The sequence below is a fragment of the Paenarthrobacter sp. C1 genome, assembly GCF_049315185.1.
Classification (GTDB): domain Bacteria; phylum Actinomycetota; class Actinomycetes; order Actinomycetales; family Micrococcaceae; genus Arthrobacter; species Arthrobacter nicotinovorans.
The window spans coordinates 1,778,524-1,794,570 of record NZ_CP186052.1 but is presented as its reverse complement, the minus strand read 5'-3'; the positions used below and the strand labels follow the sequence as shown (position 1 = coordinate 1,794,570).

The 16,047-nt window shown below is 63.5% G+C and carries 15 protein-coding genes and 1 tRNA gene; 3 read left to right on the top strand and 13 right to left on the bottom strand.

The window, feature by feature from the left end; genetic code table 11:
- Positions 1-36 precede the first annotated feature (36 nt).
- Positions 37-3,432 carry a pyruvate carboxylase gene (locus ACNAOU_RS08490; RefSeq protein WP_422758417.1) on the bottom strand — a complete coding sequence of 1,132 codons (3,396 nt, stop codon included), beginning with the start codon at positions 3,430-3,432 and terminating at the stop codon, positions 37-39.
- A 303-nt stretch (positions 3,433-3,735) separates the two neighbouring features.
- Between ACNAOU_RS08490 and ACNAOU_RS08485 the strand changes: the two genes are divergently transcribed.
- Positions 3,736-4,545: a ParA family protein gene (locus tag ACNAOU_RS08485; protein ID WP_018779267.1), complete on the top strand. Its 810-nt coding sequence runs from the start codon at positions 3,736-3,738 to the stop codon at positions 4,543-4,545.
- A gap of 93 nt (positions 4,546-4,638) precedes the next feature.
- Here ACNAOU_RS08485 and ACNAOU_RS08480 read toward each other — a convergent pair whose 3' ends face one another.
- The 5 genes from ACNAOU_RS08480 to gcvH form a co-directional block, all read right to left on the bottom strand.
- Complete coding sequence (locus tag ACNAOU_RS08480; RefSeq protein ID WP_018779266.1) at positions 4,639-5,232, bottom strand: MerR family transcriptional regulator; 594 nt, start codon at positions 5,230-5,232, stop codon at positions 4,639-4,641.
- A gap of 235 nt (positions 5,233-5,467) precedes the next feature.
- Positions 5,468-5,971 carry a bifunctional nuclease family protein gene (locus tag ACNAOU_RS08475; RefSeq protein ID WP_018779265.1) on the bottom strand — a complete coding sequence of 168 codons (504 nt, stop codon included), beginning with the start codon at positions 5,969-5,971 and terminating at the stop codon, positions 5,468-5,470.
- Complete coding sequence (locus ACNAOU_RS08470) at positions 5,971-6,687, bottom strand: MerR family transcriptional regulator (protein WP_079582343.1); 717 nt, start codon at positions 6,685-6,687, stop codon at positions 5,971-5,973. The genes ACNAOU_RS08475 and ACNAOU_RS08470 overlap by 1 nt, the downstream gene beginning before the upstream one ends.
- A 20-nt stretch (positions 6,688-6,707) precedes the next feature.
- Positions 6,708-7,184: an FHA domain-containing protein gene (locus ACNAOU_RS08465; RefSeq protein WP_018779263.1), complete on the bottom strand. Its 477-nt coding sequence runs from the start codon at positions 7,182-7,184 to the stop codon at positions 6,708-6,710.
- Positions 7,185-7,322: 138 nt separating this feature from the next.
- Entirely contained in the window at positions 7,323-7,709 is a 387-nt protein-coding gene (gene gcvH, locus ACNAOU_RS08460) for a glycine cleavage system protein GcvH (RefSeq protein WP_018779262.1), read from the bottom strand.
- Between the two features lie 117 nt (positions 7,710-7,826).
- Between gcvH and ACNAOU_RS08455 the strand changes: the two genes are divergently transcribed.
- Entirely contained in the window at positions 7,827-8,414 is a 588-nt protein-coding gene (locus tag ACNAOU_RS08455; RefSeq protein ID WP_064723228.1) for a hypothetical protein, read from the top strand.
- Positions 8,415-8,509: 95 nt separating this feature from the next.
- Here ACNAOU_RS08455 and ACNAOU_RS08450 read toward each other — a convergent pair whose 3' ends face one another.
- Positions 8,510-9,718, bottom strand: coding sequence for an MFS transporter (locus tag ACNAOU_RS08450; RefSeq protein WP_018779260.1), 1,209 nt, complete (start codon positions 9,716-9,718; stop codon positions 8,510-8,512).
- A gap of 172 nt (positions 9,719-9,890) precedes the next feature.
- Here ACNAOU_RS08450 and ACNAOU_RS08445 point away from each other — a divergent pair, with 172 nt between their 5' ends.
- Positions 9,891-10,337, top strand: a complete 447-nt coding sequence (locus ACNAOU_RS08445) for a MarR family winged helix-turn-helix transcriptional regulator (RefSeq protein WP_275778993.1) — start codon at positions 9,891-9,893, stop codon at positions 10,335-10,337.
- A gap of 139 nt (positions 10,338-10,476) precedes the next feature.
- On the opposite strand, the gene ACNAOU_RS08440 is transcribed toward ACNAOU_RS08445, so the two are convergent.
- The 6 genes from ACNAOU_RS08440 to ACNAOU_RS08415 all read right to left on the bottom strand — a co-directional run bounded on the left by ACNAOU_RS08440 (position 10,477) and on the right by ACNAOU_RS08415 (position 16,017).
- Positions 10,477-10,553: transfer RNA gene (locus ACNAOU_RS08440), tRNA-Pro, on the bottom strand.
- A gap of 141 nt (positions 10,554-10,694) precedes the next feature.
- The gene (der, locus tag ACNAOU_RS08435; protein ID WP_039240711.1) at positions 10,695-12,245 is read right to left on the bottom strand and encodes a ribosome biogenesis GTPase Der; all 1,551 of its coding nucleotides are present in this window, start codon (positions 12,243-12,245) and stop codon (positions 10,695-10,697) included.
- Between the two features lie 10 nt (positions 12,246-12,255).
- Positions 12,256-12,990 carry a lysophospholipid acyltransferase family protein gene (locus tag ACNAOU_RS08430; protein ID WP_422758416.1) on the bottom strand — a complete coding sequence of 245 codons (735 nt, stop codon included), beginning with the start codon at positions 12,988-12,990 and terminating at the stop codon, positions 12,256-12,258.
- Complete coding sequence (cmk, locus tag ACNAOU_RS08425) at positions 12,980-13,693, bottom strand: (d)CMP kinase (protein WP_039240700.1); 714 nt, start codon at positions 13,691-13,693, stop codon at positions 12,980-12,982. The genes ACNAOU_RS08430 and cmk overlap by 11 nt, the downstream gene beginning before the upstream one ends.
- Complete coding sequence (locus tag ACNAOU_RS08420) at positions 13,693-14,799, bottom strand: prephenate dehydrogenase (protein ID WP_422758415.1); 1,107 nt, start codon at positions 14,797-14,799, stop codon at positions 13,693-13,695. The genes cmk and ACNAOU_RS08420 overlap by 1 nt, the downstream gene beginning before the upstream one ends.
- A gap of 3 nt (positions 14,800-14,802) precedes the next feature.
- Positions 14,803-16,017 (bottom strand): pseudouridine synthase, encoded by a 1,215-nt coding sequence (locus ACNAOU_RS08415; RefSeq protein ID WP_039240696.1) that lies wholly within the window; start codon positions 16,015-16,017, stop codon positions 14,803-14,805.
- Positions 16,018-16,047 lie beyond the last annotated feature (30 nt).

Below are 16,047 nucleotides of genomic sequence, written 5' to 3'. Positions count from 1 at the left end.
ATGACTCCGGGCGGGGTACTTTTTCGTGGCCGCTAGCTAGCTGATGACCAGCAGCAGATCGCCACCCTGCACTTGCTCCACCGCTGAGATGGCCAGGCGCGAAACCGTGCCGGCCACCGGCGTCGTAATGGATGCCTCCATCTTCATCGCCTCAATGGTGGCCACAGTGTCACCGGCCTTCACGGCATCGCCGGCCTTGACCGTAACGGTCACGGCACCGGCAAACGGTGCTGCAACCTGTCCGGGCTGGGCGGGGTCGGCCTTTTCTGCAGCCTTGACGTTGCTGACCACGGAGCGGTCGCGGACGACCACGGGCCGGGACTGGCCATTGAGCGTGCACATGACCGTGCGCATGCCCTTCTCGTCGGCTTCGGAAACGGCTTCGAGCTGCGCAATGAGGCGGACGCCCTTTTCCAGTTCGATGACGTGCTCGGAGCCCTGCTGGAAACCGTAGAGGTAGTCACGGGTGTCGAGAACGGAAAGGTTGCCGTAGGTGTCCACGCTCTTCAGGTAGTCCTTGGTGGGACCAGCGAACAGCAGGCGGTTCAGCGTGTGCTGGCGCGTCTTGGAGTCGCCCTTGAGCGCTGCGCTGTCTTCCGGGCTGATATCGACGTCGCGGACCTTCACGCTGCGGCCCTGGAGGGCCTTGGTGCGGAAGGGTTCGGGCCAGCCACCGGGAGGATCACCAAGTTCGCCGGACAGGAAGCCGATGACGGAATCCGGAATGTCGTAGTTCTGCGGGTTCTCGTTGAAGTCCGCCGGGTCTGCATTCAGTCCCACTAGGTGCAGGGCGAGATCGCCCACGACCTTGGAGGACGGTGTCACCTTGACGAGGCGGCCGAGGATGCGGTCTGCCGCGGTGTACATGTCCTCGATCGCTTCGAACCGCTCCCCCAGTCCCAGGGCAATGGCCTGCTGGCGCAGATTGGACAGCTGGCCGCCCGGGATCTCGTGCTGGTAGACACGGCCGGTCGGGCCCGGGAGGCCGGATTCGAAGGGTGCGTAAACGCGTCGCACAGCTTCCCAGTACGGTTCCATGGCGCCGACGTTGGCCAGGCTGAGGCCGGTGTCACGGGGAGTGTTGGCCAAAGCGGCAACCAACGCGGAGGCAGCAGGCTGGCTGGTGGTACCGGCCAGGGAAGCCGCGGCGACATCCACCGCATCCACGCCGGCGTCGACAGCTGCCAGCAGGGTGGCCAGCTGGCCGCCGGCGGTGTCGTGCGTGTGCAGGTGCACGGGCAGGTCGAAGCGCTCACGGAGTGCGGTAACGAGCTTGGCCGCGGCGGCCGGGCGAAGGAGGCCGGCCATGTCCTTGATGGCGAGGATGTGCGCACCGGCGTCGACGATCTTCTGGGCCAGGTCCAGGTAGTAGTCCAGCGTGTACAGGTCCTCGTTGGGATCCAGGAGGTTGCCGGTGTAACACATGGCCACTTCCGCTACAGCTGTTCCCGTGGCCCGGACCGCCCGGATGGCCGGAGCCATCTGGTTGACGTCATTAAGGGCGTCGAAGATCCTGAAGATATCGATGCCCGTAGCGGCGGCTTCCTCGACGAAAGCTTCCGTCACTTCTTCCGGGTAGGGCGTGTACCCGACGGTGTTTCGTCCGCGAAGCAGCATCTGGAGGCAGGTGTTCGGAAGGGCCTGGCGCAGTGCGGCCAAGCGGTCCCAGGGATCCTCGCCCAGGAACCGCAGGGCGACGTCGTACGTCGCGCCACCCCATGCCTCCACTGAAAGCAGCTCAGGCATCAAAGCTGTCACTGCCGGACCGGCCGCGACCAGATCGCGGGTGCGGACCCGTGTGGCAAGGAGCGACTGGTGGGCGTCACGGAACGTGGTGTCCGTGACCGCCACAGCGTTCTGCTCGCGCAGAGCCTTGGCGAAGCCCTCCGGGCCGAGCTCGATCAGCTTCTGCCGCGAACCCGACGTCGGAACAGGACCCTCGACGGCGGGCAGCTTGCTTGCGGGATCGCTGTGGACCTTGAGTTCGCCGTTCGGCTTGTTCACAGTCACCTCAGCCAACCAGGTGAGCAGCTTGGTGCCACGGTCGGCGGAGATGTGCGACTTCAACAGTTCAGGACGCTTGTCGATGAAATCCGTCGCCACATTGCCGGCGTTGAAGTCGGGGTCGGCGAGGACGGCCTGCAGGAACGGGATGTTGGTGGACACGCCACGGATACGGAACTCGGCGAGTCCGCGCCGGGCGCGGGCAACAGCGGCCGGGTAGTCGCGGCCGCGGCAGGTCAGCTTCACCAGCATGGAGTCAAAGTGGGGGCTGATCTCGGCACCCGAGTAGACCGTGCCGCCGTCGAGCCTTACACCGGCGCCACCGGCTGAACGGTAGCCGCTGATCTTTCCGACGTCAGGCCGGAAGCCGTTGGCGGGGTCTTCAGTGGTGATACGGCACTGCAGGGCCGCGCCCTTGATGGAGACGGTTTCCTGGCTCAATCCCAGATCCGCCAGGGTCTCCCCCGACGCAATGCGCATCTGCGCCTGCACGAGGTCGACGTCGGTGATTTCCTCCGTCACGGTGTGCTCCACCTGGATGCGGGGATTCATTTCGATGAAGACGTGCTGTCCCGCACGCTCACCTTCGGTGTCCACCAGGAACTCGACCGTTCCGGCGTTGACGTAGTTCAGTGCTTTGGCGAACGCCACGGCATCGCGGTAGAGCGCCTGGCGGATGTTCTCATCCAGGTTCGGTGCCGGGGCGATTTCAACGACCTTCTGGTGGCGACGCTGCAGGGAACAGTCACGCTCGAAGAGGTGCATGACGTTGCCCTCGGCGTCAGCCAGGATCTGTACTTCGATGTGGCGCGGACGCAGTACGGCCTGCTCAAGGAACATTGTGGGATCACCAAAGGCCGCGTCAGCCTCGCGCATGGCAGACTGCAGTGCTTCGGGGAGGGCCTCGCGCGTCTCAACGCGACGCATGCCGCGACCGCCACCTCCGGCAACAGCCTTGGCGAAGATGGGGAATCCGATCTCGTCGGCTGCCGCAATGAGTTCGTCAAGATCCTTGGAGGGCTTGCTCGACTTCAGGACGGGCACACCGGCCTTGCGGGCGGCTTCCAGTGCTGCGACCTTGTTGCCGGCCAGTTCCAGGACCTCGGCGGGCGGGCCCACGAAGGTGATGCCCGCAGCTTTGGCCGCTCGCGCGAGATCCGGGTTCTCCGAAAGGAAGCCATAGCCGGGGTAGATGGCGTCTGCCCCGGCTTCCTTGGCGACGCGGACAACCTCCTCGACGTCCAGGTAGGCGCGGACGGGGTGACCCACCTCGCCGATCAGGTAAGCTTCGTCGGCTTTCTGACGGTGGATCGAGTTACGGTCCTCGTGCGGAAAGACGGCTACGGTCTTGGCGCCCAGTTCATAACCAGCGCGAAACGCCCTGATCGCGATTTCGCCGCGATTGGCCACCAGAATTTTCGAAAACATACTTCTCCTGCATCATTGCGGGTGGATCGGTCGGTGGTCACAGTGTGTAGTGCCGCCAGCATCAAACACAAATCTTTGTGGCAACCATCACAAAGGAATCGTCATGTGCGCTGTATATGCGTGCGCGCGATCCAACGGCATGCTATTGCCAACTGCGATCTCCCTTGGCCGGGCGCGTAGAAAGCGGGATTCGATGCCGAAGCACCATATGATGTTGAGGGGGCTTCGGCAAGCCCCGGCTCCGGTGATTCCGGAGGCGAATGAGCGCGATACGGCAACCGGCGTTAGGTTTTGGGTTTTCAAGTGCAAGTAGTCAGCATCAGCAGCCTCAAAGGTGGAGTGGGAAAGACGTCCGTGACCACCGGTCTGGCGTCCGCGGCCCTCGCTGCCGGCATATCCACCCTGGTGGTGGATCTCGATCCCCATGCCGACGCCACGACGGCACTTGGTGTCCAGCCCGGCGGCCAGCAGGACATCGGTCGGATGCTGAAAAGCCCTCGGCGCGCCAGGCTCCAGGACAACGTCGCCGGCAGCAGCTGGGTCTCCAACGGCTCCAGCAACGGCACCCTGGACGTCGCAGTAGGCTCAGCGTTCACCGGAATCTACGACCGCCCCGACCTCGGCCGCCGCGACCTCCGCAGGCTGTCCACGGTTCTGGCCGGCACCACCAACTACGAGTTGGTACTGGTCGACTGCCCGCCGTCCCTGAATGGATTGACCCGCATGGCCTGGAGCGCCAGTGACCGCGTGGTGCTCGTGGCCGAGCCCGGGCTTTTTTCCGTAGCGGGCACCGAACGAACCATGAGGGCCATTCAGCTGTTCCGCCAGGAATTCGCCCCCAATCTGGCCCCGGCAGGTATCGTGGCCAACCGCGTGCGCAGCGGATCCGCCGAGCACACCTTCCGCTTGGCCGAAATGGAGTCCATGTTCGGAGAGCTGCTGTTGACTCCGCACATTCCGGAACAAGCCAATTGGCAGCAGATCCAGGGTGCGGCGCATTCCGTCCACCACTGGCCGGGAGATTCTGCGAAGAATGCCGCAAAACTTTTCGATGCCCTGCTAGAGAGTCTTCTTGAGGGGCAGGGTTCCACCAGGGAACGCCGCCAACGCTGACGGGCGCGGGGCTCCGTCAGCGGCCCCGGTCTGCACAACAAGAAAGCCTCTTCCCTGTGGGAAGAGGCTTTCTTCATATCATTTGTCTGTTGCCTAGCCTATGCGGCGGGCAACGCGGCGCTTGCTCAGTTCGTCGTCGGGAAAGGATTGCTCGACGGCGTGCTCGCTCGGCAGCGCGGCCAAGCTGCCCTCAACTTCCCGCCATACGCGGCCAACGGCTATACCGAAGACTCCTTGGCCACCCTGCACCAGGTCGATGACCTCATCTGCGGAGGTACATTCGTAAACACTGGCACCATCGCTCATGAGGGTGATCTGCGCGAGGTCCTCCACGCCACGTTCGCGGAGGTGTTCCACCGCGGTCCTGATCTGCTGGAGTGATACGCCGGTGTCAAGAAGTCGCTTGACCACTTTGAGAACCAGGATGTCGCGGAATCCGTAGAGCCGCTGTGATCCGGAGCCGGCAGCTCCACGGACAGCAGGTTCAACGAGTCCTGTGCGTGCCCAGTAGTCCAGTTGGCGGTAGGTGATGCCTGCCGCCTTGCATGCGGTGGGGCCGCGGTATCCCGCGTCCTCGTCCAGCACGGGAAGATCCTCGGTGAAGAGCAGACCTTGGGCGCCGGATGCGGGCGCAGCAATGCCGGCAGAGGACTGCTTCAGCTCGCCTGCTTCGCCTTTCGGACTCACGTGACCTCCTTGTTCTCAGCTCCCTTGGGGACGGTGCATACCCCTGACACAACAACAAAATGCAGCAGTGTAATTCCCACAAGTCGGCACCTTCCAGTGTGACTTGCGCGGGCAGTGTATGCAACGGGAACTTGATACTTCGACGTTAGGCCCGTGAAGCGCCGAGGTCAAAGACCTCGGGCCCAAAATCCAGTCGTGTCGAAACTTTCACCCTCAACTTTAGGTTGAGGGTGTTTCAACCTTCGAAATCTTCAGGTTCCACATCGTCGAGGAACTCGCGGAACCGGCGCATTTCTCGTTCTTCGTCCACCGTGGGATCCGGCTCCGAATCCTCGCCTTCATCGTGCTCGGTGATCCGGACACCCGCTTCTTCCATGACGGCGTCAGCGCACCAGATGCGGCACTTGGCCCGCAAAGCCAGGGCGAGGGCGTCCGAGGCGCGGGAACTGACCACCGTGCCGTCGTCGAACTGCAGCTGGCCATAGAAGATGTTGTCCTCGACCGCCACGATGTTCACGCTGATGATTGTGTGACCCAGCGATTCCACGACATCGATCAGGAGATCATGCGTCATGGGCCGGGGCGGGACCACGCCCTGCTGGGCGAGGGCGATGGCACTGGCTTCCGGCGTGCCGATCCAGATTGGCACATGCCGTTCACCGTTGAGTTCGCGAAGGAGCACCAATGGCTGGTTGGACGGCAATTCGATCCGCACACCGACAATTTCGACTTCGATCATCAGCTGTCCATCCGGGAGATTCGGTCGTGGACGAGGGCCCGGTGGAGGGTGAGGCACAGCTCGCTGATCTCGCGTGCCGCTTCTGCGGCCCTTGCCTGGGATGCTGCGTCGCGCCGTGAGGTCAACGGCGCGACGGCCCTTTCAACCAAGCCGAACTCCCGCTCGGCTGCAGCCTGGAAGGGACGAAGGTGCCGGGGCTCAAGGCCGTGGCCCTCCAATTGAACGCAAGCCCTGGCCACCTGGAGGGCATGTTCGTCGAACTTGCCACCGACATGGGAGATCAAGCCAAAGCTCAGGAGCGCTTCCAGCAGCGGCACGCTGGCGCCGGACTCGGCACGCAATTGCTCCTCCGTGAGGGCCCGGGCTCGTCCTTGCATCTCCGCCGCCATTTCCGGCGAGACAACCCTCGGGGAGACAGTGACCCCCGGAGGAAGATTCTCCGGCCGTTCACCGCGGTCGATGGCGTCGAGGTAGTCCTTGATGACCTTGAGCGGCAGGTACTGGTCACGCTGCAGGGCAAGGACGAAGCGCAGGCGCTCCACGTCGCTGTCCGAATACTGCCTGTATCCGGCAGGAGTCCTCTTCGGATTGATGAGGCCCTTTTCCTCCAGGAAGCGGATCTTGGACGCAGTCATTCCGGGGAAGTCATCGCTCAATTGGGCGAGGACTTCACCGATGTTCAGGACCTGCGGCCCGCGACGGTCCGGCTGGGCAATAGCCACAGGCAGGTTCCCCGTCAGACTTGGCCTGCTGAGCGGACAGGGCTGATGTAGTAGGTCAACCGGAACTTACCGATCTGGACCTCGTTGCCGCTCTTGAGCTGCACGCGGTCAACGCGGTCGTGGTTGACATACGTACCGTTGAGGCTGCCCATGTCCACGAGCTCGAATCCCGACGCAGTGCGGATGAACTGCACGTGCTTGCGGGACACCGTGACATCGTCAAGGAAAATGTCCGCGTCAGGGTGCCGGCCGGCAGTTGTGGTGTCCGCGTCCAGCAGGAACCGGGCTCCGGCGTTGGGTCCGCTGTGCGCAATGAGCAAGGCCGAATTCGGCGGAAGAGCATCCACGGATGCACGCTCTTCAGGAGCCAACTTGGGGGCAATGCTCGGCTCGTCCCACGTTGGCGTGATGCTGATCGAGGTGGTCTCCGACGTCGGCTGTTCCTCCGCGCCGTTCCCGACATTGGCTTGATTCTGTTCGCCGCCAACCATGGAATTTCCTCCTCATCCGCTGACAGTTCCAAACCCTGCCAGCAACTTCCGCATCCCGGTACCGCCGGGCAAATCGGTTCCTGGCCCGCCCTTCCATTTCCCCTGTAATGGGAAAACAGCCTGGCGGGCCAGATAACTTTAGCCTACCTGTTGTTCGTACTCCGATGCACTGAGCAGGGAATCCACTGCGTCAGGTTCTGCGAGCTTTACTTCAATGAGCCAACCTTCGCCGTACGGGTCGGAGTTAATCAGTGCGGGATCCGTATCCAACGCGTCATTGCGATTGGTGACCTCGCCGGAAACCGGAGCATAGATGTCGCTGACGCTCTTGGTGGATTCGACTTCCCCAACAACTTCATTGCCGGTGATTTTTGTCCCCGGCTCCGGCATCTGGGCGTAGACCACGTCGCCCAGCGCGTCCTGGGCGAAGTCGGTAATGCCAATGCGCACAACGCCGTCGGCATCCGGAGCGGTGACCCACTCGTGTTCTGCAGTGTAGGAAAGTTCTTCAGGAATATTGCTCACGGGTGGCCTTTCATCGGGACAATGACGAACCTCGGCGACGGCCTGCGCAGCTGGCCGCCGCTGAAAGTATAGGCACAATTCCCCTGCGCCTGATGGGGTCTCTGCCATGATTGACCCATGACTGAACAAGCACAAGTACCAGCCGGGAAAAAGAGCAACCTGGGCGCCAAAATAATCCTGGTCCTTGTGTTTTTGCTGGTTGCTGTGGCCGCCTGGTTCATTCTTGGGGCAATTCTTCCCAGATGGTGGTCCGATGTCATCGCAGGACAAATCAGGCGTGACCTTGGTGCCAGCGTGCTGGTCGGCATGTTCTACGGCTTCGTATTTACCTTCATTCCTTTGCTGGTCGCCTGGCAGGCCACCAGGAAAGCGGTTCGCTGGCCCTGGAAAACAGCCATCGTCCTGCTGGCAGTTGCCATCGCAACTCCCAATCTGCTCACTGCCGGAATCGTCTTTGGCTCCACGGAATCAGCCCACGCCGGCCAGAGGACCCTTAGTGTGGATGCAGGCTTCTTCACCACCTGGACAGCCATCTCCGCCGTTGCCGCGGTAGTTGTCTTTATTGCGGTGACGGTCATGTGGTCGATCTGGCGGCGCCGGGGCAAACAGATGAAGGCCCTGAAGCAGGCGGAGAACGAACGCATCAAGGCTGCCGGGAACCGGAACGCCGAACCGGAACCGCAGAACCCCACGCCCACCCCGTAAGAGCCGAAAATGCCCGCCACGGACTTTCCGTGGCGGGCATTTTCCTGCCTGTGTCAGACGTGACGCTCCAGGCGTCGGGCTCCAGGCCTCATGACTTAGGCGACGATGGCCCCATCAGGTTCGCGTTCGACGTCGGGAGTTGCCGTCGGTGCGGCCCCTCCCCCGCGCTTGGCGGCCGCAGCAGCAGCAATCATGACCAGCAGGGCAGCAACCGTGATCCCTGCGCCCGCCCAGATGGGCGAGGTGTAGCCGAGACCGGCAGTGATGGTGACGCCGCCCAGCCATGCGCCCAGCGCGTTGCCCAGGTTGAAGGCACCAATGTTCGCACCCGATGCCAGCGTTGGTGCCGTGGAGGCGAAGTGCATCACGCGCATCTGGAGGCCTGGAACGGTTGCGAAGCCGAATCCGCCCATCAGGGCCAGGGACACCAGGGTTGCAATGCTGCTGGCAGCCGTCAGGGCGAAGAAGACCAGAACCACCACAAGTCCGGCGAGGATCACGATGAGTGACTTGTCCAAGGCCTTATCGGCAGCCTTGCCGCCGAGGAAGTTGCCGACGAACAATCCTCCACCGAACAGCACCAGCAGCCATGGGACGGCGCCCGGCTCAAATCCGGAGACCTCGGTGAGGGTGAAGGCAATGTAGGTGAAGGCGCCGAACATGCCGCCGAAGCCGAGGATGGTCACGATTATCGACAGCCACACCTGGCCGGATGCGAAGGCGCCCAGTTCGCTGCGTAGGCCCTTTGTGGGTTCCGTGCCGGCCTTGGGGACCATGAAGGCGACGCCGAGCAGCGCCACTACGCCGATAACGGTGATAGCCCAGAACGTTGAACGCCAGCCGAAGTTCTGGCCCAGCAAGGTCCCGAAGGGAACACCCAGGACGTTGGCCGCCGTCAGGCCGGTGAACATGATCGCGATGGCGCCGGCCTTCTTGTGCGCCGGCACGAGGCTTGCGGCCACCACTGAGCCGATACCGAAGAAGGCCCCGTGGCACAGTGCGGCCACGATGCGTCCGAGCAGCATGGCCGAGTAGGTGTCGGCGATCGCGGAGAGGAAATTGCCTGCGATAAAGAGCACGAGCAGGCCCATGAGTACAGGTTTGCGGGGCAGCCGGGTCACAGCGGCAGTCACCAGCAGGGCACCGACAGTGACGCTGAGGGCGTAACCGGAGATGAACCAACCGGCCGAAGCCTCGCTGACGTCGAAGTCGGCGGCAACCTCGGGCAAGAGGCCCATGATCACGAATTCGGTCAATCCGATGCCGAATCCGCCGAGGGCAAGGGCAATCAACCCTGCGGGCATGTGGAACTCCTTAGATGGCCGGTTCCCCTGGGAAGTGGAAGTGCGCCGCCGGGAACCGTAGAATAATAGTTGCAGACGCTCTATATATAGTTGCATACGCTAGGTACTTGCGCAAGCAACTACTTTCGAACGTCCGCGATCGACTCAACATCAAGGCAGGAGCACAGCAGACATGGGCATCAAGGATGACGCCGTAGAAGTACGGGCACAGGGCTGGCGGACCCTTGCCGCCCTGCACGGAAGCATCGAAGCGGAACTGGAACGGGCGCTCCAGGCCTCGAACGAGCTCTCTGTTGTGGAGTACACGGTGCTGGATGCGCTGAGCCGCCAGGACGGCTGGCACATGCGGATGCAGCAGCTGGCCCGCGCCACCGCACTCTCAAGCAGCGCCACAACGCGCCTGGTCAACCGCCTGGAAGACCGGGGGCTGCTCACCCGCATCCTCTGCGCCGACGACCGGCGAGGGATCTACACGGAGCTGACGGGCGCCGGCCAGAAGCTCCTCGAAGCGGCCAAGCCTGTCCATGACGACACCCTGGCTGCAGCCTTGGACGCCGCGGAGGCCGTGCCGGAGCTTGAGCCGCTGGTGAGGGCGCTCGGAGCGTTGCAAAAGGCTTAGGCCGGATCCCGGGCTCGTAGGCGCAATTCCGCCCTGAATGACGGGCGTGGCCAACGAGCCCGGGAAGTCTTGCGCCTTAGCGACCCGACTTAACGACCAAAGGCCGGAATCACGCGTTTCCACGTGATTCCGGCCTTTTTGGTCGGGCTGACAGGATTTGAACCTGCGACCCCTTGACCCCCAGTCAAGTGCGCTACCAAGCTGCGCTACAGCCCGCTGGTTCCACCGTTCTCCGCCTAAGTTTTCCTCCGAAGAGTCCCACCTAAGCAGTCCGGCCGAACCACCTCCAAAAGCTTACACGAAGTTGGAGGTCGGAGACGCCATCACAGCCAAAGTGGGCTGTGATGCGCGTCTCACTTAGCGCTTCTTACCGCGCTTTTCGCGTACGCGCATGTTGACCTCGATGGGCGTGCCCTCGAAGCCGAACGTTTCGCGCAGGCGGCGGGTGATGAAGCGACGGTATCCCGGGTCCAGGAAGCCGGTGGTGAAGAGCACGAACTTCGGCGGACGGCTGGAAGCCTGGGTACCGAAGAGAATGCGGGGCTGCTTTCCACCACGGACCGGGTGCGGGTGGGCTGCGACGAGTTCACCCAGGAACGCGTTGAGGCGTCCGGTGGGGATACGGCGGTCCCAGCTCTCCAGGGCGATGTCCAAGGCAGGAACCAATCGGTCCTTGTGCCAGCCGGTCTTGGCTGAGATGTTGACGCGGGGAGCCCATTCAACGTGGGCCAGGTCCTGCTCGATCTCACGCTCAAGGTAGCGGCGGCGCTCGTCATCCAACAGGTCCCACTTGTTGAACGCAAGCACCAGGGCGCGGCCGGATTCGATGGCCAGCTGAAGGATGCGGACGTCCTGCTCGCTGAGGACCTCGTCCACGGCTAGAAGCACGACGGCGACCTCCGCCTTTTCGAGCGCGGCCTGCGTACGCAGGGATGCGTAGAAGTCTGCACCCTGGGCCATGTGCTGGCGGCGACGGATACCGGCGGTGTCCACGAATCGCCAGGTGCGGTCACCCAGCTCGATGAACTCGTCAACGGGATCGCGCGTGGTGCCGGCCAGCGGATCCACCACTACGCGCTCGGAACCTGCGAGCTTGTTCAGCAGCGAGGACTTGCCAACGTTCGGGCGTCCGATCAGGGCGATACGTCGCGGGCCGCCGGAGCGCTCCACTCCTTCGACCAGGGAGTACTCGGGAAGGGTGTCCATGACGTGGTCAAGGAGGTCGGCAACACCGCGTCCGTGCAGCGCGGAGACGGGGTACGGCTGACCGAAGCCCAGTCCCCACAGTGCTGCGGAATCGGCTTCCTGCGCAAAGTCGTCCACCTTGTTGGCCACCATGATGACCGGCTTCTTGCTCTTGCGGAGCATCTTCATGACGCCCTCATCCGTGGCTGTCGCGCCAACGGCGGAGTCCACCACGAAGAGAACTGCGTCAGCGAGCTCCACTGCCATCTCGGCCTGCTCGGCTACGCGGGCATGGATGCCCTTGGCGTCATGCTCCCAGCCACCGGTGTCCACCAGGGTGAAGTTGCGGCCGTTCCAGCGGGCCGAGTACATGACGCGGTCGCGGGTGACGCCGGGGGTATCTTCGACAACTGCCTCGCGGCGGCCCAGGATGCGGTTGACCAACGTGGACTTGCCGACGTTCGGACGGCCGATGATGGCCAGGACGGGGTCCAGCTTGAGGGGACCTTCGTCTCCTTCATCGCCGTACTCGCCACTGAGCAGCGCAGCATCTTCTTCATCGAGTTCGTAATCGTCCAGGCCTGCCCGGAGGGTGGCTGCGCGCAGCTCGGCCTCGTCGTCGTCCAGGGCAGCCAGGTTTTCAGCCACCTGGTCGGTGCCGGTGGGCGTGTATTCGTCGTCGCCGGCTCCGTGGAGGCCGGATTTTTGAGTCGTATCGCTCATTGCACTTTCCTTAGTGGTGGTCTGCCGGCGTCCCGGCTACTTCTGATGGGCGGTGCTGCAGAAGGGCTACCCCGGGCACAGGCTCCGTAGGCAGGCCCTGGCCCGTGGCCAGGATGGCATCCTGGACGTGTCCGGCAAGGGCTTCACGGATCTCCGCAGCTGCCCTGTCCATTGAAACACGCCCCGGTTCGCCCTTCCGGCGCTTCACCGTGATGGGTTCGCCGAAGCTCACATGGAGCTTGCGGCGTGGTTTGGGGATATGGTCGCGGTGCTCGTCACCCTGGCGGGTTCCGAGGATGGCGACCGGAATTACTGTTGCTCCGGAATTGATGGCGAGCCACGCAACCCCGTTGCTGATGTTTTCTGCGGCGCCGCTCCCCCGGGTTCCTTCAGGAAGAATCCCGACGCAGCGGCCGTCGTCGAGCAGTTGCTTGCCGATGTGCAGCGCCGTGCGGTCGCCGGTCCGGTCCACTGGAATCTGCCCGGAGCCCCTGAGGACCTTGCCCAGGAATCCTTTGAACATCTCTTTCTTGACCAGGACGTGCATGGGACGCGGCGAAGCGCCGAACATCACCGGTCCGTCCAGAAAGCTGATGTGGTTGGCGGCGAAAACCACCGGGCCGGCAGCGGGCACGTTGGTCTTGCCCGATACCTCGGTCCGGTAGAGGACGTGGTCCAGGAACCAACCCACAGGCCGGCTCCAGAGGCGCGTCCACGCTGCCGGGAGTTGATTGCTAGTCGCCATAGATGACCTTGCTGACGATTGCCAGGGCGGTGTCGACGGTTTCCTCGAAGTTGAGGTCGGAAGAATCTAGCGTCACAACGCCGTCGGCAGCCTGGGTGAAGTTCACCACCGTGGAGTCCTTGGCATCGCGCTGGATTACCTGGGCCGCAAGCTGCTCTTTGCTCTGCGTGCCACCCAACTGGATTCCACGACGCCGGAGCCTGGCTTCCTCACTGGCGGTCAGGAGCATACGGACCTCGGCATTGGGGACGACGACAGTGGTTATGTCCCGCCCTTCCACCACCATGCGGTGGTGGTGCTGGTCGATCAGCTCTCGCTGCCGGCGGATCAATTCGGTGCGTGCGCCGAGGGTTGTCGCCACGGCACTGACAGAGGACGAAATCAGGGGTTCCCGGATCTCATCGGTGATGTCGGTGCCGTCAACGGCCACATATTCCTTGGCAGTACTGGTGCTGACTTCCAAGGGCATGGTTTTGGAGGCATGTTCCACGGCGGCGCCGTCCTGCAGGTCCACTCCGGTTTTGAGGCAGTACCAGGTCAAGGCACGGTACATCGCACCCGTATCCAGGTAAGCCAGCTTCAAGCGGCGGGCCACTTCCTTGCTGACGCTCGATTTTCCGGAACCCGAAGGGCCGTCGATCGCAATCACCAAGGGCTTGCCGGGGCGGGCGACCGTCTCGGGGCCAAAGAATTCACGTGTCATTACTGGAGTACCCGCCATCCACGGTCGGTCAAAGCTTCAACAAGGAGGTCATGCTTGCTGGGAAGCACGGAGAGCTCCACCATGCCCACGTTCTGCCCGGACGAATGGTCGAGCCGAAGGTCTTCAAGGTTCACGCCGATTTCACCGATCTCGGTCAGGAGACGTGCGATCTGGCCTGGCTTGTCGTCCACCAGGATGGTGAGCCACGAGTAGGCCTGCGGTGGTCCGCCGTGTTTGCCTGGAATCCTTGCCTGGCCGGCGTTGCCTTCGCTGATCAGTTGGGCGAGGTCGAGCCTGGCGCCCGGCGCGGACGGTGCTTCCAACGTGCCGATCAGCCGGTTCAGGTCCTCCCGCACACCGTGCAGGATGGACACCACCTTGTCTGCGTTGCCTCCCAGGATCTGCACCCAGAGGGTTGGATCACTGGCGGCAATCCGGGTGGTGTCCCGGAGCCCGTTCCCGGCCAGGGAGAGGGCATGCAGTGGCGTACCCTGCAAGCGGCTGGCCAGCAGGGACGACATGATCTGCGGCAGATGCGACACCAAGGCAACGGCTTCATCGTGCTCGTCCGCGGTGAACTGGGAGACAATCGCCCCAAGATCTCCGGCGAGCGAACGCGCTACCTGGACGGCCGCTGCCGAGGTCTCCTCGGAAGGGCAAACGACCCACGGCATGGACGTGAAGAGTTCCCCCCTTGCTGCAACGGGACCGGACTTCTCGCGCCCGGCCATGGGGTGTGTCCCCACGTACCGGGAGAGATCAACTCCGCGTTCGCGCAGCTGCGCCAGGATGGTTGCCTTTACGCTCGCGATGTCGACGACGACGGCGGACGGGTAGTCCCCCAGCGCTTTTTGCACGACGTCGGCCGTCACGTCAGGCGGGGCAGCAACGACTACCAGTTGGGGTACTTCATCCAGCTCAAACAAAGGACGGCCTGCACCGATGTCCACCGCAACCGCCTGGTTGGTGGGCGAAGGATCGAAAAGAAAGACCGGGACCCCGCGTCCGCGCAGCCCGAGGCCAATGCTGGCCCCCAGCAGGCCTGTACCGAGAACGACGACCGGGCCATCAAGATGGCCCCGGCCGTGCGTACCGAATGCCGACATGCCCTAGAGCCCCACAGATGCCAGGAGGTGTCCGACTTCCTGCCTGCCGAGGTTGCGGATGCTGCCCTGGCGCTGGTCACCCAGGCCGATGGGACCAACCTTGACGCGGACAAGCCGTTCTACCGGGAAGCCGACGGCGTCGAACATGCGGCGCACAATGCGGTTCTTACCGGAGTGGAGGACAACCTCGATCAGGACGTGGCCCGGAGTGGAGTCCACCAGCCGGAAGGAGTCCACTGCTGCTACGCCGTCTTCAAGCTCAACGCCGCTCTTCAGCTTGGCGCCGACTCCTTGCGGGAAGGGGCCACGCACCTGGACCAGGTACGTCTTGGGTACCTCGTAGGAAGGGTGGGTCAGACGGTTGGCGAGTTCGCCGTCGTTCGTCAGCAGAAGCAGTCCTTCGGTGGCGACGTCGAGGCGTCCTACGTGGAACAGGCGTTCGCCCTTGTTCTTGCTGTTCTTGAGGAAGTCGCTGATGCAGGGGCGGCCCTCGGGGTCTTCCATGGTGGAGACAACGCCCTTGGGCTTGTTGAACACCATGTAGACGAGGGTCTCGTCCAGCTGGATACGGATACCGTCCACGTGGATGACTGCCGTTGCAGGGTCCACGCGCATTCCGAGCTCGGTGGTGACCACACCGTCTACTTCAACGCGGCCTTCGAGGATCATTTCCTCACAGACGCGACGGGAAGCAACTCCGGCCTGGGCCATGACCTTCTGCAGGCGTACGCCGTCGGCATCGTGAAGGTCCGACTGCGGGACCTCTTGGCGGGGCCCGCGGTTGCGGCCCGGCTTGCGCACGGGGCCAAGGTTCTGGCCGAACCGTTCGCTGCCGAAGGCCTTGGAACCGTATTGCCGGGCCGGCTTGGCCTTGGGCTTCAAAGCGCCGGGCGTGCCGGGTGCCTTGCCGAAGCCGGGCTTGTTGGAGCCGGGCTTGCGGAACGGCTTGGCAGGCCTTGCAGCCTGGCCGCGGTCGTAGTCGCCGGCCGTTGTGGGGTTGTCGGGATCGAAGGGTGCCGCTTCGCGCGGCTTCGAAGCCTTGAAGGGGCGACCCTCGCCCTGGGTGAAGTTGCGCTTTCCAGCGCCGGCGCTTCCGCCGCGGCCGGAGAAGCCGCCGGCGTTGGAGCGGCCAGTGCCGCCTCCCTTGGCCTCATTGCGTCCGGAGCTGTTGCGCCCCGAACCGTTACGTGGTGAACTCTGGCGTCCCGCCTGTGTCATGACCCGTCCTTGTGTAGTAATGGCCGGCAT

What these genes read in the sequence shown, in the direction of transcription:
- ACNAOU_RS08445 (WP_275778993.1), top strand. Translation starts at nt 9,891, where the DNA reads ATGGGCATCAAGGATGACGCCGTAGAAGTACGGGCACAGGGCTGGCGG.
- cmk (WP_039240700.1), bottom strand. Translation starts at nt 13,693, where the DNA reads ATGACACGTGAATTCTTTGGCCCCGAGACGGTCGCCCGCCCCGGCAAG.
- ACNAOU_RS08420 (WP_422758415.1), bottom strand. Translation starts at nt 14,799, where the DNA reads ATGTCGGCATTCGGTACGCACGGCCGGGGCCATCTTGATGGCCCGGTC.
- ACNAOU_RS08465 (WP_018779263.1), bottom strand. Translation starts at nt 7,184, where the DNA reads ATGGTTGGCGGCGAACAGAATCAAGCCAATGTCGGGAACGGCGCGGAG.
- der (WP_039240711.1), bottom strand. Translation starts at nt 12,245, where the DNA reads ATGAGCGATACGACTCAAAAATCCGGCCTCCACGGAGCCGGCGACGAC.
- ACNAOU_RS08455 (WP_064723228.1), top strand. Translation starts at nt 7,827, where the DNA reads ATGACTGAACAAGCACAAGTACCAGCCGGGAAAAAGAGCAACCTGGGC.
- ACNAOU_RS08475 (WP_018779265.1), bottom strand. Translation starts at nt 5,971, where the DNA reads ATGATCGAAGTCGAAATTGTCGGTGTGCGGATCGAATTGCCGTCCAAC.
- ACNAOU_RS08415 (WP_039240696.1), bottom strand. Translation starts at nt 16,017, where the DNA reads ATGACACAGGCGGGACGCCAGAGTTCACCACGTAACGGTTCGGGGCGC.
- ACNAOU_RS08430 (WP_422758416.1), bottom strand. Translation starts at nt 12,990, where the DNA reads ATGGCGACTAGCAATCAACTCCCGGCAGCGTGGACGCGCCTCTGGAGC.
- ACNAOU_RS08490 (WP_422758417.1), bottom strand. Translation starts at nt 3,432, where the DNA reads ATGTTTTCGAAAATTCTGGTGGCCAATCGCGGCGAAATCGCGATCAGG.
- ACNAOU_RS08450 (WP_018779260.1), bottom strand. Translation starts at nt 9,718, where the DNA reads ATGCCCGCAGGGTTGATTGCCCTTGCCCTCGGCGGATTCGGCATCGGA.